General features: G+C 72.4%; 14 protein-coding genes. 7 read left to right on the forward strand and 7 right to left on the reverse strand.

The features are described from left to right. Window positions 1–3 precede the first annotated feature (3 nt). Window positions 4–2730, reverse strand: a complete 2727-nt coding sequence (locus tag DMB66_RS43260) for an AAA family ATPase (RefSeq protein WP_125809930.1) — start codon at window positions 2728–2730, stop codon at window positions 4–6. Between the two features lie 93 nt (window positions 2731–2823). Between DMB66_RS43260 and DMB66_RS43265 the strand changes: the two genes are divergently transcribed. Together DMB66_RS43265 and DMB66_RS43270 are read left to right on the forward strand one after the other, a co-directional pair. After that, window positions 2824–3429 (forward strand): hypothetical protein, encoded by a 606-nt coding sequence (locus DMB66_RS43265; RefSeq protein WP_125809931.1) that lies wholly within the window; start codon window positions 2824–2826, stop codon window positions 3427–3429. 85 nt (window positions 3430–3514) lie between these two features. Further along, window positions 3515–5368, forward strand: coding sequence for a Dyp-type peroxidase domain-containing protein (locus DMB66_RS43270; protein ID WP_125809932.1), 1854 nt, complete (start codon window positions 3515–3517; stop codon window positions 5366–5368). Window positions 5369–5503: 135 nt separating this feature from the next. Here the strand turns inward: DMB66_RS43270 and DMB66_RS43275 are convergent, their stop codons facing one another. Further along, window positions 5504–5797, reverse strand: a complete 294-nt coding sequence (locus DMB66_RS43275; RefSeq protein ID WP_125809933.1) for a peptidoglycan-binding protein — start codon at window positions 5795–5797, stop codon at window positions 5504–5506. A gap of 192 nt (window positions 5798–5989) precedes the next feature. Here DMB66_RS43275 and DMB66_RS43280 point away from each other — a divergent pair, with 192 nt between their 5' ends. After that, window positions 5990–6787 (forward strand): SAM-dependent methyltransferase, encoded by a 798-nt coding sequence (locus tag DMB66_RS43280; RefSeq protein ID WP_125809934.1) that lies wholly within the window; start codon window positions 5990–5992, stop codon window positions 6785–6787. Window positions 6788–6844: 57 nt separating this feature from the next. On the opposite strand, the gene DMB66_RS43285 is transcribed toward DMB66_RS43280, so the two are convergent. From DMB66_RS43285 to DMB66_RS43300, 4 genes are all read right to left on the reverse strand, one after another. Beyond that, on the reverse strand, window positions 6845–7276 hold the full coding sequence (locus DMB66_RS43285; protein WP_158647558.1) for a DUF732 domain-containing protein: 432 nt from the start codon (window positions 7274–7276) through the stop codon (window positions 6845–6847). Window positions 7277–7669: 393 nt separating this feature from the next. Further along, complete coding sequence (locus tag DMB66_RS43290) at window positions 7670–8107, reverse strand: nitroreductase family deazaflavin-dependent oxidoreductase (RefSeq protein ID WP_125809936.1); 438 nt, start codon at window positions 8105–8107, stop codon at window positions 7670–7672. A 58-nt stretch (window positions 8108–8165) separates the two neighbouring features. After that, window positions 8166–9074, reverse strand: coding sequence for an SDR family NAD(P)-dependent oxidoreductase (locus tag DMB66_RS43295; RefSeq protein ID WP_125809937.1), 909 nt, complete (start codon window positions 9072–9074; stop codon window positions 8166–8168). 21 nt (window positions 9075–9095) lie between these two features. Further along, window positions 9096–10160 carry an alkene reductase gene (locus tag DMB66_RS43300; RefSeq protein WP_125809938.1) on the reverse strand — a complete coding sequence of 355 codons (1065 nt, stop codon included), beginning with the start codon at window positions 10158–10160 and terminating at the stop codon, window positions 9096–9098. Between the two features lie 129 nt (window positions 10161–10289). Between DMB66_RS43300 and DMB66_RS43305 the strand changes: the two genes are divergently transcribed. The 3 genes from DMB66_RS43305 to DMB66_RS43315 all read left to right on the forward strand — a co-directional run bounded on the left by DMB66_RS43305 (window position 10290) and on the right by DMB66_RS43315 (window position 13824). Further along, window positions 10290–10754: a MarR family winged helix-turn-helix transcriptional regulator gene (locus tag DMB66_RS43305; RefSeq protein WP_199752961.1), complete on the forward strand. Its 465-nt coding sequence runs from the start codon at window positions 10290–10292 to the stop codon at window positions 10752–10754. A gap of 181 nt (window positions 10755–10935) precedes the next feature. Next, on the forward strand, window positions 10936–11409 hold the full coding sequence (locus DMB66_RS43310) for a MarR family winged helix-turn-helix transcriptional regulator (protein WP_233625258.1): 474 nt from the start codon (window positions 10936–10938) through the stop codon (window positions 11407–11409). Window positions 11410–11523: 114 nt separating this feature from the next. After that, the gene (locus tag DMB66_RS43315) at window positions 11524–13824 is read left to right on the forward strand and encodes a rhamnogalacturonan lyase (protein ID WP_199752962.1); all 2301 of its coding nucleotides are present in this window, start codon (window positions 11524–11526) and stop codon (window positions 13822–13824) included. Window positions 13825–13836: 12 nt separating this feature from the next. Here the strand turns inward: DMB66_RS43315 and DMB66_RS43320 are convergent, their stop codons facing one another. Then, the gene (locus DMB66_RS43320; RefSeq protein WP_125809940.1) at window positions 13837–14538 is read right to left on the reverse strand and encodes a GntR family transcriptional regulator; all 702 of its coding nucleotides are present in this window, start codon (window positions 14536–14538) and stop codon (window positions 13837–13839) included. 54 nt (window positions 14539–14592) lie between these two features. Here DMB66_RS43320 and DMB66_RS43325 point away from each other — a divergent pair, with 54 nt between their 5' ends. Continuing rightward, complete coding sequence (locus DMB66_RS43325) at window positions 14593–15813, forward strand: sarcosine oxidase subunit beta family protein (protein ID WP_125809941.1); 1221 nt, start codon at window positions 14593–14595, stop codon at window positions 15811–15813. Window positions 15814–15820: the final 7 nt, after the last annotated feature.

Consider the following 15820-nt stretch of genomic DNA (forward strand, 5'->3'; position numbering starts at 1 on the left):
CGCTCAACCCTGCGCGGCACCGGCGATGCCGGCGAGCTCGCCCCGGGACCGGATGTGGGTCTTGCGGTAGATGTTGCTCAGGTGGTATTCGATGGTCTTCTGCGACAGGAACAGGGTGGCCGCCGCCTCATTGTTGGTGGCCCCCCTGGCCACCACGAGCGCCACCTGCAGCTCCTGCGGGGTGAGCCGGGGCAGCGCGTCTGTGGAGCGGCCGACCGTCGAGCCGGTGGCGCGCAGCTCGGTGCGGGCCCGCTCCGCCCAGGGCCGGGCGCCGAGCCGGGTGAAGGTCTCCAGCGCGTCGTGCAGCTGCCGGCGGGCGTCCGCCCGCCGGCGGACCCGGCGCAGCCGCTCGCCGTAGCAGAGCTGGGTGCGGGCCCGCTCGAACGGCATCAGGGCACACCCCGGGGCCGCCAGGGCGACCTCGAAGGCCTCGGCCATCTCCTCGGGGGCGGCCAGCAGCGCCCGGCACCGGGCCGCGGCGGCTTCGGCCCACGACCCGCCCGGGCGCGACTCCTGCTCGGCGAGCAGCTCCCGCGCGGCGTCCGTCCGGCCGTCCCGGGTGTACGCCTCGACGAGGTCGAACACCCACGGCACCACGGCCGGCTCGTGGATGTGCGCGACGACGGGCAGCGCCCGGACCGCCTCCAGCCGGGTGATCGCCTCGCCGGCGTCACCGTGGCTCAGCGCCAGCAGGCCCAGCTCGTGACCGGTGTAGAGGGCCATGCACGCGACGCCCAGCCGCTCGGCCACCTCCACCGTCCGGGCGACCTGCTTGCGGCAGTCGTCGTCGCGGCCCTGGACCGCGTCGAGGCGGCCGGCGAAGAACAGCCCGTACAGGTTGGCCTGGCGGGTCTCGCTCGCCAGGCGCACGCTTTCCGCCGCGCTGACCCGCGCGTCGTGCCAGCGCCCGATCCGGAAATGCAGCTCCGACTCGATGCCCAGGGCCTGGGGCAGCACCCCCAGGGCGCCGGCCGACCGGGCCGCGGCGACCACCCGGCCCAGCAGCTCCCCGGCCCGGTCGAAGTCCTCGAGCCAGATCCAGGTCAGCGCCGCGTGGCACAGGTCCTGGGCGCGGACCAGGGGATCGGCCGTCATCAGCTCGGCGTGGCACTGCAGCAGCAGCGCGGTCGCCGCCTGGCGGTCGCCGGCCAGGGTGAGCCCGCCGGCCAGCGCGACCGCGGCGACCAACTCGGCCGTCCCGCCGACCCGGCCGGCCAGCTCGTAGCCGCGGCGGACCACCGCCTGCAGCTGCTCGATGTCACCGACCATGAAGTACGGGATGCAGGCGTCGGAATACATCAAGGCGGCCCGTGCGGGATCTGCCTGTTCCACCGCCTCCGCGCTCTCCACCAGGAACGACAGCACACCGTCCGGGCGCTCCCGCCACATCCGCACGTAGGCGTCCATGTGCTGGATCAGGGCGCGGCGGCCGGGCTCGGTGGTCAGCGGCAGCGCGTCGTCGAGCAGCGTCAGCACCTGGTCGTTGCGCCCGGCGAGCTGCCAGCACCGGGCCGCGCGCAGCAGCCGCCGGGACCGTTCCGCGCCGCGGCTGAGCCGTGCGGCCTGTCCGAACGCCCGCGCCGCCGCCGCGTAACCGGCGCGCCGGCTCGCCCGCAGCCCGGCCTGCTCCAGCTCCGCGGCGACGTGGGCGTCGGGGGCCAGGGTGGCCGCGGCCAGGTGCCAGGCCCGGGCGTCGGCCGCGGCGTCGCCCGGCACGTCGGCCAGGGCGTCGGCCAGGGCGGTGTGCGCGGCGACGCGCTCGTCGGTGGACGCGCCGTGGTAGGCCACCGAGCGCAGCAGCGGATGCCGGAACTCGATGCGCTGGTCGTCCACGATGATCAGGTCCTGTTTCTCCGCCGGCGCGAAGTCGCGCAGCGCCAGGCCGGTCGCCCGGGCGGCCACCAGCAGGGTGCCGATGTCACCGCCGACCGCGGCCGCGGCCAGCACCAGCGCCCGCCGGGTGATGTCGTCGAGCTGGTCCAGCCGGCCGTGCAGCGCCCGCTCGATGCGCGAGCCCGGCGCCACGAAGGGCGCGGTGACGCCCTCGTCGGTCGTCTCCGGCCGCTCCCGGCACAGCTCGATGACCCCGAGCGGGTTGCCCGCCGTGGCGGCGTGCAGCCGCGCCCCGGTGCCCGCCGGGGCGACCGCGAGGGTCAACCGGCACAGCTCGTCGACCTCCTCGACGGACAGACCGGCCAGCGGCACCTGCGACGAGCGCAGGGCGGCCGCGTCGGCCGGGTCGCGGGTGGCCAGCAGCAGCGCGATGCCGTCGGCGTGCAGCCGCCGCCCGGCGAACAGGATGGCCTCGCGGGAGGACGCGTCCAGCCACTGCAGATCGTCCACCACGATCAGCAGCGGCGAGGTCTCGCTGGCCGCGGCCAGGATCCCGACGGTGGCGGCGCACACGGTGAACCGGTCGCCGGCGACCGGGGGACCCAGGGCCAGGGCGCTGCGCAGCGCGGCGGCCTGCGGGGCGGGCAACTCGTCCAGCTTGTCCAGCAGCGGGCGCACCAGGTCGGCCAGGCCGGCGAACGGGATCTCCGACTCGTCCTCATAACCCCGGGCCGACAGCACCTGCAGGCCCGTGGCCTGCTCAATCGCGTATCCGATCAGGGTCGTCTTGCCGATGCCCGGCTCCCCGGTGAGCACGAGCGCGGCGCTGCGCCCAGCCCGTGCACCTGTCAGAAGACCGTCGATCAATGCACGTTCGGCGGTCCGTCCGAGCATCATCGGCCGAGTGTATTCCCGTCGCGACGACGCGAGGATACCCGTACCGCGTCGGCGGAAGCCGATTCGGTTGATCTTTCGTGAGGGATCATCACCATGATCGAGACAACGGATCCACCGGGCGAGGAATCGCGGGACGGTTCCTATCTGTCCTCATTGGCCGGTCGCGGCACCCCGCTGACCGTCCTCACCCCGATGCCCCGGCGCTGGGTTCCGCTGCTGCGGACCTTCCTGTTCATCCGGCACCTGATGGGTGCGCCCGAGGACCTCAAACGGATGTCGTTCATCCACTTCGCGCACTGGTCGGTGCTCCCTCGGCTGCCCGGCCAGCGGCGCCGTTCGCGGTACGCCTACCTGTTGTTCCGCAGCGACTTCAACGGCGCCTGGGGCAAGTACATCGACGCCTTCTCGCTGGAGATCCCGGCCCGGATGGCGCTGATCTGGGGCTGGTCGTTCGGCTTCCCGGGTGCGCTGCCGCCGGAGCCGTTCCGGCGCTACATCGCCGCGAACGACCTGGAAGTAGACCACTACTACTCCGCGTACCCCGGGTCCGGGGTGACCGAGATCGCGGCCGCGCTGCGCGTGCGGGAGGCGTACGAGCGGCACCTCGGCACCGCCGACCCGGCCGAGTTCGGCGCCGCCTGGCAGCGGTTCCTCGAGGAGGCCCAGGGCGACCTCTACAGCTGGGAGGCGGCGGCATGAGCGAGCGCACTGAGCGGCGCATGCCGGCGTCGGCGACGGCCTCGCAGGCGAGGGCCACGAGGGCAGGCGAAAGGCAGGCACAGCCATGAGCCGAGTCAAGACCGGCACCCGGTCCGTGACCGTGTTCGCGCGGATCGCCGACGGCAGGGCCGCCGACGTCCGTGCCCGGCTGCGGGCGTACCGGGAGCGGAGCCCGTTCGCCGGCGTGGCCGGCGTCCACTTCGCCCGGCTGGTGGTGCTGGAGCACGCGGTGCGCCAGCGGCGGCCGGCGGGCATGACCCGCAAGGCCCGGCTGCTCGACCTGCTCGCGCACGGCGGCCGGCCGCCCCGCCCCGACGACCTGCCGCACCCGTACCTGATGCTGACCGCCACCGTCGACGGCGAGCCGGCCGACTTCTTCGGGCGGCTGCAGTCGCTCGGCCCGGCCGCCGACGCCATCTGGGGCGACTGCACCGGCTATCCCGGGCACCACCGGCAGGAGCCCTTCGTCGCGTTCTTCGCCGACCGCAGCGTGCGCGCCGACTACACCTTCTCGGGCAGCCCCGAGGCCACGGTCGCGCAGATCAACGAGGCCCTGCGGCTGCGCGGCAAGGTGGCCGCCTTCGCCGCGACCGCGCCGAACGACGCCGACGGCACCCTGCGGAGCCGCTTCCGGATCGCCGTCGACCCGGCGGAGGAGCAGGCCCCGGACCCCGGGCCGGCGGCGGAGTTGGAGCTGCCCGACATCCAGGGACTGGTGCTGCGCGGCTTCGCTGACCACAGTGTCGCCGCCCACCTCTTCCTGCGGGTCACCTCCGGTGCGCCGGCGCGGCGCTGGCTGCGTACCGTCGCACCCGAGGTCACCGCGGCCGCCGAGGTGGGCGACCGGCCCGCCCGGGCCCTGCACCTGGGGATCAGTCACGCCGGGCTGACCCGCCTGGGGGTGCCCGCCGCGCAGCTGGCGGCCTTCCCGGAGGAGTTCCGCGAGGGCATGCACGCCCGGGAGGACGTGCTGTCTCCCGGCCGCGGCACCGAGCCCTGGCAGCAGCCCTTCGACGCGCCCGGCGGGGTGGACATCGTGCTGCTGTTGTCCGCCACCGGCGACGCCGAGTTGGAGCCGTGGCTCGCCCGGCTGCGCACGGACGTGGCCGACAGCGGCGGGCTGCGGGTGGTGGGCGAGCAGCGCGGCGCCCGGATGCCCGCCCCGGAGGGTGACGGGCGCACGTTCATCGAGCACTTCGGCTTCGCCGACGGCATCTCCCAGCCGCGGGTGGCCGGCCACGGCCGCGCCGGCCCCGGCGAGGTGCTGCCGCCGGGCGAGTTCGTGCTCGGCATGCCCGACGTCGACGGTGACGTCGCCGGCCGGCACCTGCCGCCCGGCCTGAGCCGCAACGGCAGCTACCTCGTCTATCGCAAGCTGGAGCAGGACGTGCCCGCGTTCCGGGAGATGACGGCCGCCGCGGCCGGGCGTTTCGAGGGCGGGGCGGACGACGTCGCCGCCGGTCTCGTCGGCCGCCGCCGCGACGGCGAGCCGCTGGCCCCGTGCCCGGCCGGGGCGCACGTGCGGCGGGCCAACCCGCGCGGGTCGCTGCCCGGCGGCCGCAAGCTCAGCCGGCGGCACCTGATGCTGCGCCGCGGCATCCCGTACGGGACGTACCTGCCACCCGGCGCGGACGACGACGGCACGGAGCGCGGGCTGCTGTTCCTGGCCGTGGTCGGCGACCCGGGCCGGCAGTTCGAGTTCGTGCAGACCGAGTGGCTGGCCGACGGCAACGCCTTCGGCCGGGGCCGCGAGGAGGACGTCTTCGCCACCTCCGGCGGGCCGGGCGCGCGGATCCTGCTGGAGGGCTCGCCGCCGGCGTACGTGCCGGTGCCGCGCCCCCTGGTGACCTGCCGGGGCGGGGAGTATTTCCTGCTGCCGGGGCTGGACGCGCTCCGTCAGCTGGGAAATCCGGACTGAGGCTTTCTCGCCCGGCCCGGCTCGGGGGAGGCGTCTCTCTCCGGCATCTTTCTCAGGCGTCTTTCTCAGTCGGCGGCTACGTGGCTTCTCTCGGGCGGCTATGTCGCTTCTCTCGGGCGGCTATGTCGCTTCTCTTCAGGCGGCCACGTCGCGTTCGAAGCGGTGCAGCTCGCGGGCTTCCTTGGCGTACCGGGCGAGCAGGTGGACCGTGTGCGGGCCGGCGACGCCGTCCGGGGCCAGGCCGACGCGGGCCTGGAAGCCGCGGACGGCCGCGGCCAGGTCGTCCTCGGCCGGGCCGACGCGCAGGCCCAGGTCCGCGAACAGGTCGCGCAGCGCCGCCGGGTCGGCGGTCGGCAGCGGGTCGCCGTTCCAGCCGATCAGGCCGCCGACGGCGGTTCCGACCAGTCCGAGCATTCCGCGAGCCGACATGATGACCTCCTGGGCTGGGTGGTGGACACCTCCCAGCATCCGGAGTTCACCTGTGCGTTGCATCTGACCAGGGGATTGACATGCTGTGGATCGACTGCGACTTTCGGCTGATACCCGATCCGGGGTGTGCTCGCCGCGGAGATGGTGCGAGGATGTGTCGCCTCCCCCACTGTGGACCAAGGAGAAACCTCGATGTCGGAGCCGGCCGTGGACGCCCGGATCAATACGCAGGTGCCGCATTCGGCCCGGCTGTGGAACTACTGGCTGGGCGGCAAGGACAACTTCGCATCCGACCGGGCCGCGGGTGACGAGATCGCCCGGCAGCTGCCCTCGATCATCGACCTGGCGGTGGCCGACCGCGCGTTCCTCGGCCGGATGGTGCGCCACCTCGTCGCGGACCGGGGCATCCGGCAGATCCTCGACATCGGCACCGGCCTGCCCACCGCGGACAACACCCACCAGGTCGCCCAGGCGATCGCCAAGGACGCCAAGATCGTCTATGTCGACAACGACCCGCTCGTGCTGGTGCACGCCCGCGCGCTGCTGACCAGCACGCCGGAGGGCGTCACCGAGTATGTCGAGGCCGACCTGAACGACCCGGCCGCCATCATCGCGGCGGCCCGCAAGACGCTCGACTTCACCCAGCCCGTGGCCGTCACGCTGCTCGGCATCCTGCACTTCATCCGCGACGACAACGACGCCCGCGACGTGGTGGCGGAGCTCGTCGGCGCGCTGCCGCCCGGCAGCTACCTGGCGATCGCGCACGGCTGCCACGACATCAACACCGAGGCCGCGAACAGCATCGTCGCATACTGGAACGAGTACGGCACCCCCAAGATCAAGTATCGGAGCGCGGCGGAGATCGCCGGCTTCTTCGACGGCCTGGAGCTGCTCGACCCGGGCGTCGTGTCCTGCTCACGCTGGCGCCCAGGCCCGGGCGATCCGGACATCGACGTCAACCAGTACTGCGGAGTGGCACGCAAGGTCTGACGCGCGCCCGATCCGGCGGTGGTCCGGTGGGGATGCGTTGTTCCGGCGGTGGTCCGGTCAGAACTCGCCGATCCGGCGGTCCTGCGCCGGGCATACCGTGCCGACGGCCAGCCTGACCAGCTCCCGGGCGCTGGCCCGGTCGGTGCCGAAGGCCCGGACCCCGGCCATCACGGCATCGGCGGACCGGCCGGCCGCCAGCGCGGCGCAGGCCTGCTCGGCGAGCGCGGCGATCTCCTCGTCGCGGTGGTCCACGGCCACGCCGGGCAGCTCGCGCTGCACAATCGTGACGAAGCCGGCCGCGCTCTTCTCCGCTTCCGTGGCACTCTGTCTGACGGCGGTCTGGCCGGCTACCACGGGGGGACGCGCGGGTGCGGGCGCGTCGCTGCTGGTCGCCGGCACGGGTACGGTCGCGGGCTCGGCCTCCGGCTCGTCGCCGCAGCCGCCCAGCGCCAGAAGCAGAACCGCCGTGATCAGCCACCGTTTCGCCACTTGTCCACCCCCGTTAGCCCGTTTTGTGCCGGGCAGAGGTTAGCGGCAGACCGGCTGGGGCGGGACGGATCGCCCACGGACGACTGACCCGCACCCGCCGAACGGGTGACCCGCTCATCGCCGCGGAGGAGCTGTCTTTCTGGTCGGCGGCGTCCGATGCTCTTGCTCGATGTGGACTCTGTGGGCAGCGCGGGTGTGGTCGGCGCAGACCCGGTGACCGCACCCGCGACGCTGATCCCAGTGCCAGCGCCCCTGAAGCGAGTCGGCGGAATCGCTTCCTCTGCGAGGCTCGCCGACGGTCCACGATGCGGGCACCACGTCCAGCGCGCGGACCCCGCTCCCACATACCGGGTTGACGCTCGGTCCGGAACAGGTGGAGCTCTGTCGCCTCGGTTAGGCGGGGCCCTCCTGAGTGCCGCGGGTCAGCTCCAGGACCGGGATGATCCGGATGCCGGCGGTCTTGTGGGCGTATTCGGCGAAGCCCGGGTAGCGGCGGGCCTGCTCCTCGTACACCCGGTCGCGTTCCCCGCCGACCAGTTCCCGAACGGATACGGGATAGGTTTCGGTGCCTCGCTCCACCGTCGCGTCTCCGGCGGACGTCATGTTGTAGTACCAGTCCGGGTTCGTCGGCGCGCCGGCCTTGGAGGCGAAGACGTAGATGATCTCGTTGTCGGTGTCGTGTGGCAGGTACATCATCGGGCTGACGCTCTCGCGTCCGGTCTTGCGGCCGCGGTGGTGCACCAGCAGCATCGGGGCGCCGGCGAAGGGGCCGCCGACCATGCCCGCGTTCGCCCGGAATTCGTCGATGATCTTGGTGTTCCAGTCGCTCATCGGGGTGCCTCGCCTTTTCTGTCGCGTGTGATCCACATGGTATTGAGCCGGCCGGCGCTCAGCCGGCGTCGGCGCTCGGGCCGAGGCGGACGCCGGTCCGGGTGACCAGGTCCGTCGAGGCGGACAGAAACTTCTCGATGTGGTCGTCGGTGAGGGCCGCGGTGGGCCGGACCGCCGCGCCCTTGCGGTTGAACATGACGCCGCTGTGGTCGTCCAGGTCGGGGGAGACCAGCAGCGGGACGATGCGCTCGGCGTACGTGTCGGTGCTGGGGGTGAGCAACCCGACGGCGCCTTCCATGAGGCGGTGCGGCAGGCTGCCGGCGCCGAGCAGGTTGCCGCGGATGTCGGACTTGATGAAGCCGGGGTTGAGGCCGAAGACGCCGAGGTGCGGGTAGCGCCTCGCCGCGTCGAGGACGAGCATCTCGTTGCCGGCGACGGTGTTCATGTGCACGGCCATGGTGTGGTACGACTTCTCGGCGTTGAGGTCGTCGTGCGTGCCGGCTCTGCCGGTTCCGGGGTAGCCCATGACGAAGACGCGCGACCGGTGCTCGATCGCCGGCCGCCGGGTGCCGAGGCGCTCGGCGATGCCGCGCAGGATCACCAGCCGGCTCAGGTAGCTGACGGCCATGTCGCGTTCGATGCCCTCGCTGGTCTCCTGCCGGGCCGGCGCGGCGAAGATGCCGGTGGTGAGGACGACCAGGTCCAGCGTCTCGGCCGGCAACCGCGCGGCGACACGCTCGGCTTCGCGCATCAGGTTCAGGTCGGCGGGGAGGAACTCGATGCCCGGCAGGCCGGCGTCCCGGAAGGTGCGGCCCACGACCAGCACGTGTGCGCCTCGTGCGGCCAGCAACCGGGCGAAGGCCCGCCCGATGCCGCCGGTGCCGCCGACGATGGCGACGTTCGTGCCGGTCAGGTCGAGGTTCGCCGGGTTGGAGCGGCGAACGACCACACTCTTGTCCTGCTTCATGGGGAATTCTCCGCGTGCGATTCAGAGGGCCGGGTAGTCGGTGTAGCCGCGGTGGTCGCCGCCGAAGGCAGCGGACAGGTCCGGGGTGTTGAACGGGCCGCCGGCGGCGAGGCGGGCGGGCAGGTCCGGGTTGGCCAGGAACAGCGCGCCGAAGGCGATCAGGTCGGCGGTGCCGTCCTCGATCAGCGCCAGCGCGGCCGGGCCGGTGGGCTCCGGGTGGGTGAACGGGTTGAGGATGAAGGTGGCGGGCCACTGCTCGCGCAGCCGGCGGGTCAGGTCCCGGTCCGGGCTCTCGACCAGGTGCAGGTAGGCGAGGCCGAGCGGGGCCAGTTCCGCCACCAGGGCGCGGTAGAGCTCGTCCACGTCGTCCTCGGCGATGTCGTTGTAGGGGTTGTTCGGCGAGATCCGGAACCCGACCTTGTCGCCGCCGATGGCCGTGGCGACCGCGGCCGCCACCTCGACGCCGAAACGGATGCGGCCCGTGACGGAGCCGCCCCAGGCGTCGGTGCGCCGGTTGGCGCTGGAGGACAGGAACTGCTGAACCAGGTAGCCGTTGGCGCCGTGGATCTCCACACCGTCGAAGCCGGCCGCGATCGCGTTGCGGGCGGCGGCCGCGAAGTCGGCGATGGTCTGGGTGATCTCCTGCTCGGTCAGTTCCTTCGGCGTGACGAACTCCTGCGGGCCTTCGTGGGTGAACACCTGCCCGGCCGCCTTCACCGCCGACGGGCCGACCGGGATCAGGCCGTCCGGCAGCAGGCTGGGGTGGCCGATCCGGCCGGTGTGCATGAGCTGCGCGAAGATCACGCCGCCCGCGTCGTGCACCGCCTCGGTGACCTCGCGCCAGGCCGCGACCTGCTCCTCGGAGTGCAGACCCGGGGTGTTGGTGTAGCCCTGCCCGATCACCGACGGCTGGGTGCCCTCGGTGATGATCAGCCCGGCGCTGGCCCGCTGGGCGTAGTAGGTGGCCGTCAGGGCGGTCGGGGTGCCGCCGGGGCCGTGGGCGCGGCTGCGGGTCATCGGGGCCATCGCGATGCGGTTGGCCAGCTTCGTGCCGGCGAGGTCGTGCGCGTCGAACGTGGTAGCCATGATCTTTCCTTCACTCGTTGAGTTACCTGTCCGAACAAGTATCTTGCCCGGGATGATTCCTGGATCCATTGGGAGCTAGGTCACCTGCTCCCGCGGGGTAGGTTGCTGTCTGAACAGGAAGGGGTGGGAATGGCGGAGATGAAGAGCAGCGCCGAGGCGCGGGAAGGCCTCGTCAGTCACGCCATCGTGCGGGTCGCCCGCCTGCACCGGATGCTGGCGGGTCAGCTGCTACGCCGGGTCGGCCTGCACACGGGGCAGGAACTGGTGATGATGCAGTTGTGGAGCGATGGCCCGCAGCGTCAGGCCGACCTCGTGCACGTGCTCGACTCGGACGCCGCGACCATGACCCGCACCATTCAGCGTCTGGAGCATGCCGGCTTCGTGCGCCGCTGCCCGTGCGCCGGCGACAAGCGCGCGTTCATCATCGAGCCGACCGCCGCCAGTCTCGCCCTGCGCGACGAGGTCGAACGGATCTGGGCTCAGCTGGAGGAGCTCACCGCCGGTGACCTCACCGCCGACGAGCGCACGGAGACGCTGCGGGTGCTGCGCCGGATCGAGGACGGTCTCACTCGCTCCGCGGGCCGCGACGGTTAGCCCCGCGGGGTCTGTTCAGCCGGACCAGCCACCGGGTGCCTCGTCGGGTGTCGAAGACCATCTGACTCACTCCTCACCTGCCGGCCGCGCGATGCCGCGGCGCCGCGCGACCCTCATCGGAAGTTCGCGCCACGAACAAAGTAATTCGTGGCGCGAACTTTTGCAAGGTAGACTGGCCGATGTGACACAGCATCACGGATTCGGGGCCTCCCTCGTCGGCCTGGCCGTGCTGATCCAGCGCCGCCACGCGCAGATCTGCGCCGAGCACGACCTCACGCCCGCCCAGGCCCAGCTCCTGTGCATGATCAAAGACCGGCCGCGGGGCATGACCGAGCTCGCCCAGCTCATGGGTCTGGCCAAGCCGGGCCTCAGCGGTCTGGTCGACCGCGCCGAACGGCGCGGGCTCGTCCGCCGCAACACCCCCGAGCGCGACCGGCGCGCCGTCACCCTCAGCACCACCCCGCTGGGCAAGGAGGCCGTCGATGCGCTCTTCGCCGACGTGTCCGACCGGCTGCCCGACATCCTCGAGGGTCTTTCGGCCCAGGACCGGCACGTCTTCGAGCACCTGGTCAATGCCGTCGTCGCGACCTCCGGTGGGCCCCCGCTCCTCGGTGGGCGAGCGGAGGTCGCCACGATGGCCTGCGGGGACTGCTGACAGTTCGCGCCAGTCAGGGAAACCGCGCGGAAACGTTTGACATCCACGGTGATCTATACCTAGCCTGCGTTGATTCGTTTCAGTCAGGTGTGTCCGATCCGCGGAGGTGTCGTCGTGCGGAACCCGCTGCGTCCGTACCGTCGGCCGACGGCCCTCGTGGCCGCGGCCTGCGCGGTATTGCTCACCCTCAGCGGTTCCCTGCCCGCCACGGCCGGGCGGCGGCCCGGCGGGCCCACGATGGAACGACTCGACCGGGGGCTGGTCGCCGCCGCCACCGGCGACGGCGTGTTCGTGAGCTGGCGGCTGCTCGCGGCCGAGGCGACCGGCGCCACCGCGACCGGCCTGGCCGGGCCGGACTTCCGGGTCTACCGCGACGGGCGGCCGGTCGCGCTGGTCACGGACAGTACCAACTGGCTGGACCGCGACGGCACCCCGACGTCCCGGTACCGGGTGGCGGCGGTCGTCCGGGGCCGCGAGGCCGGCCGCAGTGCCGCCGTCACGCCGTGGGCGGCCGCACACCGGGACCTGGCGCTGCGCAAGCCCGCCGACGGCGTGACGCCCGCCGGGCAGGCCTACACCTACACGGTCAACGACATGAGCGTCGGCGACGTCGACGGTGACGGGCAGTACGAGTACGTGGTCAAGTGGGACCCGTCCAACTCCAAGGACGTCTCGCAGGTCGGCTACACCGGGCCGGTCCATCTCGACACCTACCGTGCGGACGGCACCCTGCTGTACCGGATCGACCTGGGCGTCAACATCCGGGCGGGGGCGCACTACACCCAGTTCCCGGTGTACGACTTCGACGGCGACGGCCGCGCGGAGCTCATGCTCAAGACGGCGCCGGGCACGCGGGTGATCCGGTACGACGCGGCCGGCCGGGAGGTGTCCCGGCGGTACGTCACGATGCCCCGCGCGGACGTGCGGGCCGGCTACGCGCACACCGACGACTACCGGCTCAGCGCGGCCGGCTACCGCGAGCACCTGGTGACGATGTTCCGGGGCTGGCACGCGCATCCGGAGGTGGTGGCCGGGCGCTGGCCGGCGACCCTGGAGGCCGCCTTCGGCATCGCGCCGCGGTACGCCTACCCACTGTCGCGGGCCGACGCCGAGACCGTGGTCGACTACTTCATCGACGTCTACGCCCCGGCCCGCAGCGCCCGCAACAACCTGCGCGCCTTCGAGGGCTTCATCGTCGACGGGCCCGAGTATCTGACGGTGTTCGACGGTGCCACCGGCCGGGAACTGCAGACCGTGCGCTACCGGCCGGGGCGGCACGACGACGGGCTGATGTGGGGCGACTACGCGATGCCCCGGATCGAGCCCGGCAACCGGGTCGACCGGTTCCTCGCCGGGGTGGCCTACCTCGACGGCCGGCACCCGTCGGCGGTGTTCGCCCGCGGCTACTACACCCGCACCACGCTGGTCGCCTACCGCTGGGACGGTCACCGGCTGCGGGAGAACTGGTACGTGGACAGCGGCTGGACGCCGATGAGCAACCCGTTCAACGACTCCCCGCACGGCCGCGACGGCACCGATCCGCGGTACGGCACGCTCACCACCCAGGGCTTCCACTCGCTGAGCGCGGCCGATGTGGACGGCGACGGCCGCCAGGAGATCGTGTACGGCGCCGCGACGATCGACGACGACGGCAGCCTGCTCCACTCGTCGTTCGGCACGCTCCCGGAGGGCAGCGCCGCGCCGGGGCAGCGGGTCCGGCTCGGGCACGGCGACGCCATGCACGTGACGGACATCGACCCGGACCGGCCGGGCCTGGAGTCCTTCACGGTGCACGAGGGCGCCACGTACGCCCCGTACGGCATGGCGATGCGGGACGCGGCCACCGGCGAGGTGCTGTTCGGCACCTACTCCGGGCGCGACACCGGGCGCGGGATGATCGGCGACGTGCTGCCGGAGGTGCGCGGCATCGAGTCGTGGGCCAGCATGCCCGGCGGCTCCGAGGCGTCCGGGCTGCACACCGCCACCGGCACCGTGCTGCCCGGCGGGGTGCCCGGCACCAACCAGAGCATCCGCTGGGCGGCCGACCTGACCACGCAGATCGTCAACGGCGCCGGCGAGGTCACCCCGACGATCGACGACTGGCGGCGCGGCACCCTGCTGACCGCCGCGGGCACGCTGACCAACAACGGCACCAAGGGCAACCCGTCGCTGGTCGCGGACGTGCTCGGCGACTGGCGCGAGGAACTCCTGGCCCGCACGGCGGACAGCACGGCGGTACGGATCTACCTGAGCACCGAGGTCACCGGCCACAAGCTCTACACGCTCATGCAGGACCCGCAGTACCGCGTCGAGGTGGCCCGCCAGCAGACGACCTACAACCAGCCCGGGTATCCCGGCTTCTATCTGGCCTCGGACGTGAACTGGGCCGACGTTCCGCTGCGTGCCACCCGCTGAGCTCCGGGGGAGCTACAGCAGGGTGCGCACTTGCCGCTCGAAGCCCGCGACATGCTCCCGGGCCTGCGATGCCGCTCCGTCGGCGTCGCCGGCGACGATCGCGCGCAGCAGGGGGCCGTGCTGCTGGACGTGCGTGGCGACGGCCGGGATCTGGTCGAGCATCAGGCACCAGATGCGGGTGGCGAGATTGTCGTAGCGGACCAGCGTGTCTCGCAGGTGGGGGTTGTGGGTCGAGTCGTAGACCGCCCGGTGGATCGTCAGGTCCGCCCGGATCAGCTCGCGGGCCGGCACCGCCGCGGCGTCCAGCTCGTCCACGCTGTCGGCGAGCGAAGTCAGGAACCGGCGCTCGGCGGGGCGGGCGCGGATCGCGGCGTGGGCCGCGGCGGCCGGCTCGAGGAGGATGCGGACCTCGGTGAGGTAGGCCAGGTCGGTCAGGTGCACCTCGGTGGCGAAGGTGCCCCGCCGCGGGAAGGCGACCACGAGCCGCTCGGTCTCCAGGCGCTTGAGGGCCTCGCGGACCGGGGTCCGGCCGATGCCGAACTCGAGGGCCAGGTGCTGGTCGTTGATCGGCGTGCCGGGCCGGATGTCCAGCATCACGAGCCGGTCGCGGATCTCCCGGTAGGCCCGTTCGGACATCGACGGTTGCTCGGCGGAAGGGCGTAGGCCGTCCACCGGGTCGCGGGTCAGCGACGCTTGGTTGACGGTCTGAGACATGGCGACTAGCCTACCAGACGACTGATATATTAGATGTATACCACGGAGGCGCGTATGCCCAGCGATCGGTTGCCGGAGCACCCCGACTGGCTGTGGCGCACCCCGGATCCGAAGCCTTCCTACGACGCGATCGTCGTCGGCGGTGGCGGGCACGGCCTCGCCACGGCGTACTACCTGGCCCGCAACCACGGCATCACGAACGTCGCCGTGCTGGAGAAGGGCTGGCTGGCCGGCGGCAACATGGCGCGCAACACCACGATCATCCGCTCCAACTACCTGTGGGACGAGAGCGCGGCGATCTACGACTTCGCCCTCAAGCAGTGGGAGGTGCTGCCGGCGGAGCTCGACTTCGACTTCCTGTTCAGCCAGCGCGGTGTGCTGAACCTGGCGCACACGCTGCAGGACGTGCGGGAATGCACCCGCAGGGTCAACGCCAACAAGCTCAACGGTCTCGACGTGGCGTGGCTCGAGCCGGACGAGGTCTCGAAGGTCTGCCCGATCGTCAACACCTCGCCGGATGTGCGCTATCCCGTGCTCGGGGCCACCTTCCAGCCCAGCGCCGGCATCGCCAAGCACGACCACGTGGCCTGGGCCTTCGCGCGCGCGGCGGACCGGCTGGGCGTCGACCTGATCCAGAACTGCGAGGTGCTCGACTTCCTCCGGGCCGGCGACCGGGTCGTCGGCGTCCGCACCTCCCGGGGCGACATCCACTCCGGAACGGTCGGGCTGGCGGCGGCCGGGCACAGCAGCGTGCTCGCGGCCAAGGCCGGCCTCCGGCTGCCCGTGCAGTCGTATCCCCTGCAGGCGCTGGTCTCCGAGCTGCATGAGCCGGTCCACCCGACGGTCGTGATGTCCAACCACGTCCACGTCTACGTCTCGCAGGCGCACAAGGGCGAGCTGGTGATGGGCGCCGGCGTCGACACCTATACCGGCTACGGCCAGCGCGGGTCGTTTCACGTCATCGAGAAGCAGATGGCCGCGGCGGTCGAGCTGTTCCCGATCTTCGCGCGGGCGCACGTGCTGCGCACCTGGGGCGGCATCGTCGACGTCTCCCCGGACGCCTCGCCCATCATCGACCGCACCCCGGTCGAGGGCCTGTACGTCAACTGCGGCTGGGGGACCGGCGGCTTCAAGGCGACCCCGTCGGCCGGCTGGACGATGGCGCACACGATGGCCACGGGCCGCCGGCACCCCCTCAACGAGCCCTTCGCGCTGAGCCGCTTCACCTCCGGCGCCCTCATCGACGAGCACGGCGCCGCCGCCGTGGCGCACTAGACCCAGG

Source organism: Actinoplanes sp. ATCC 53533 (assembly GCF_003947245.1).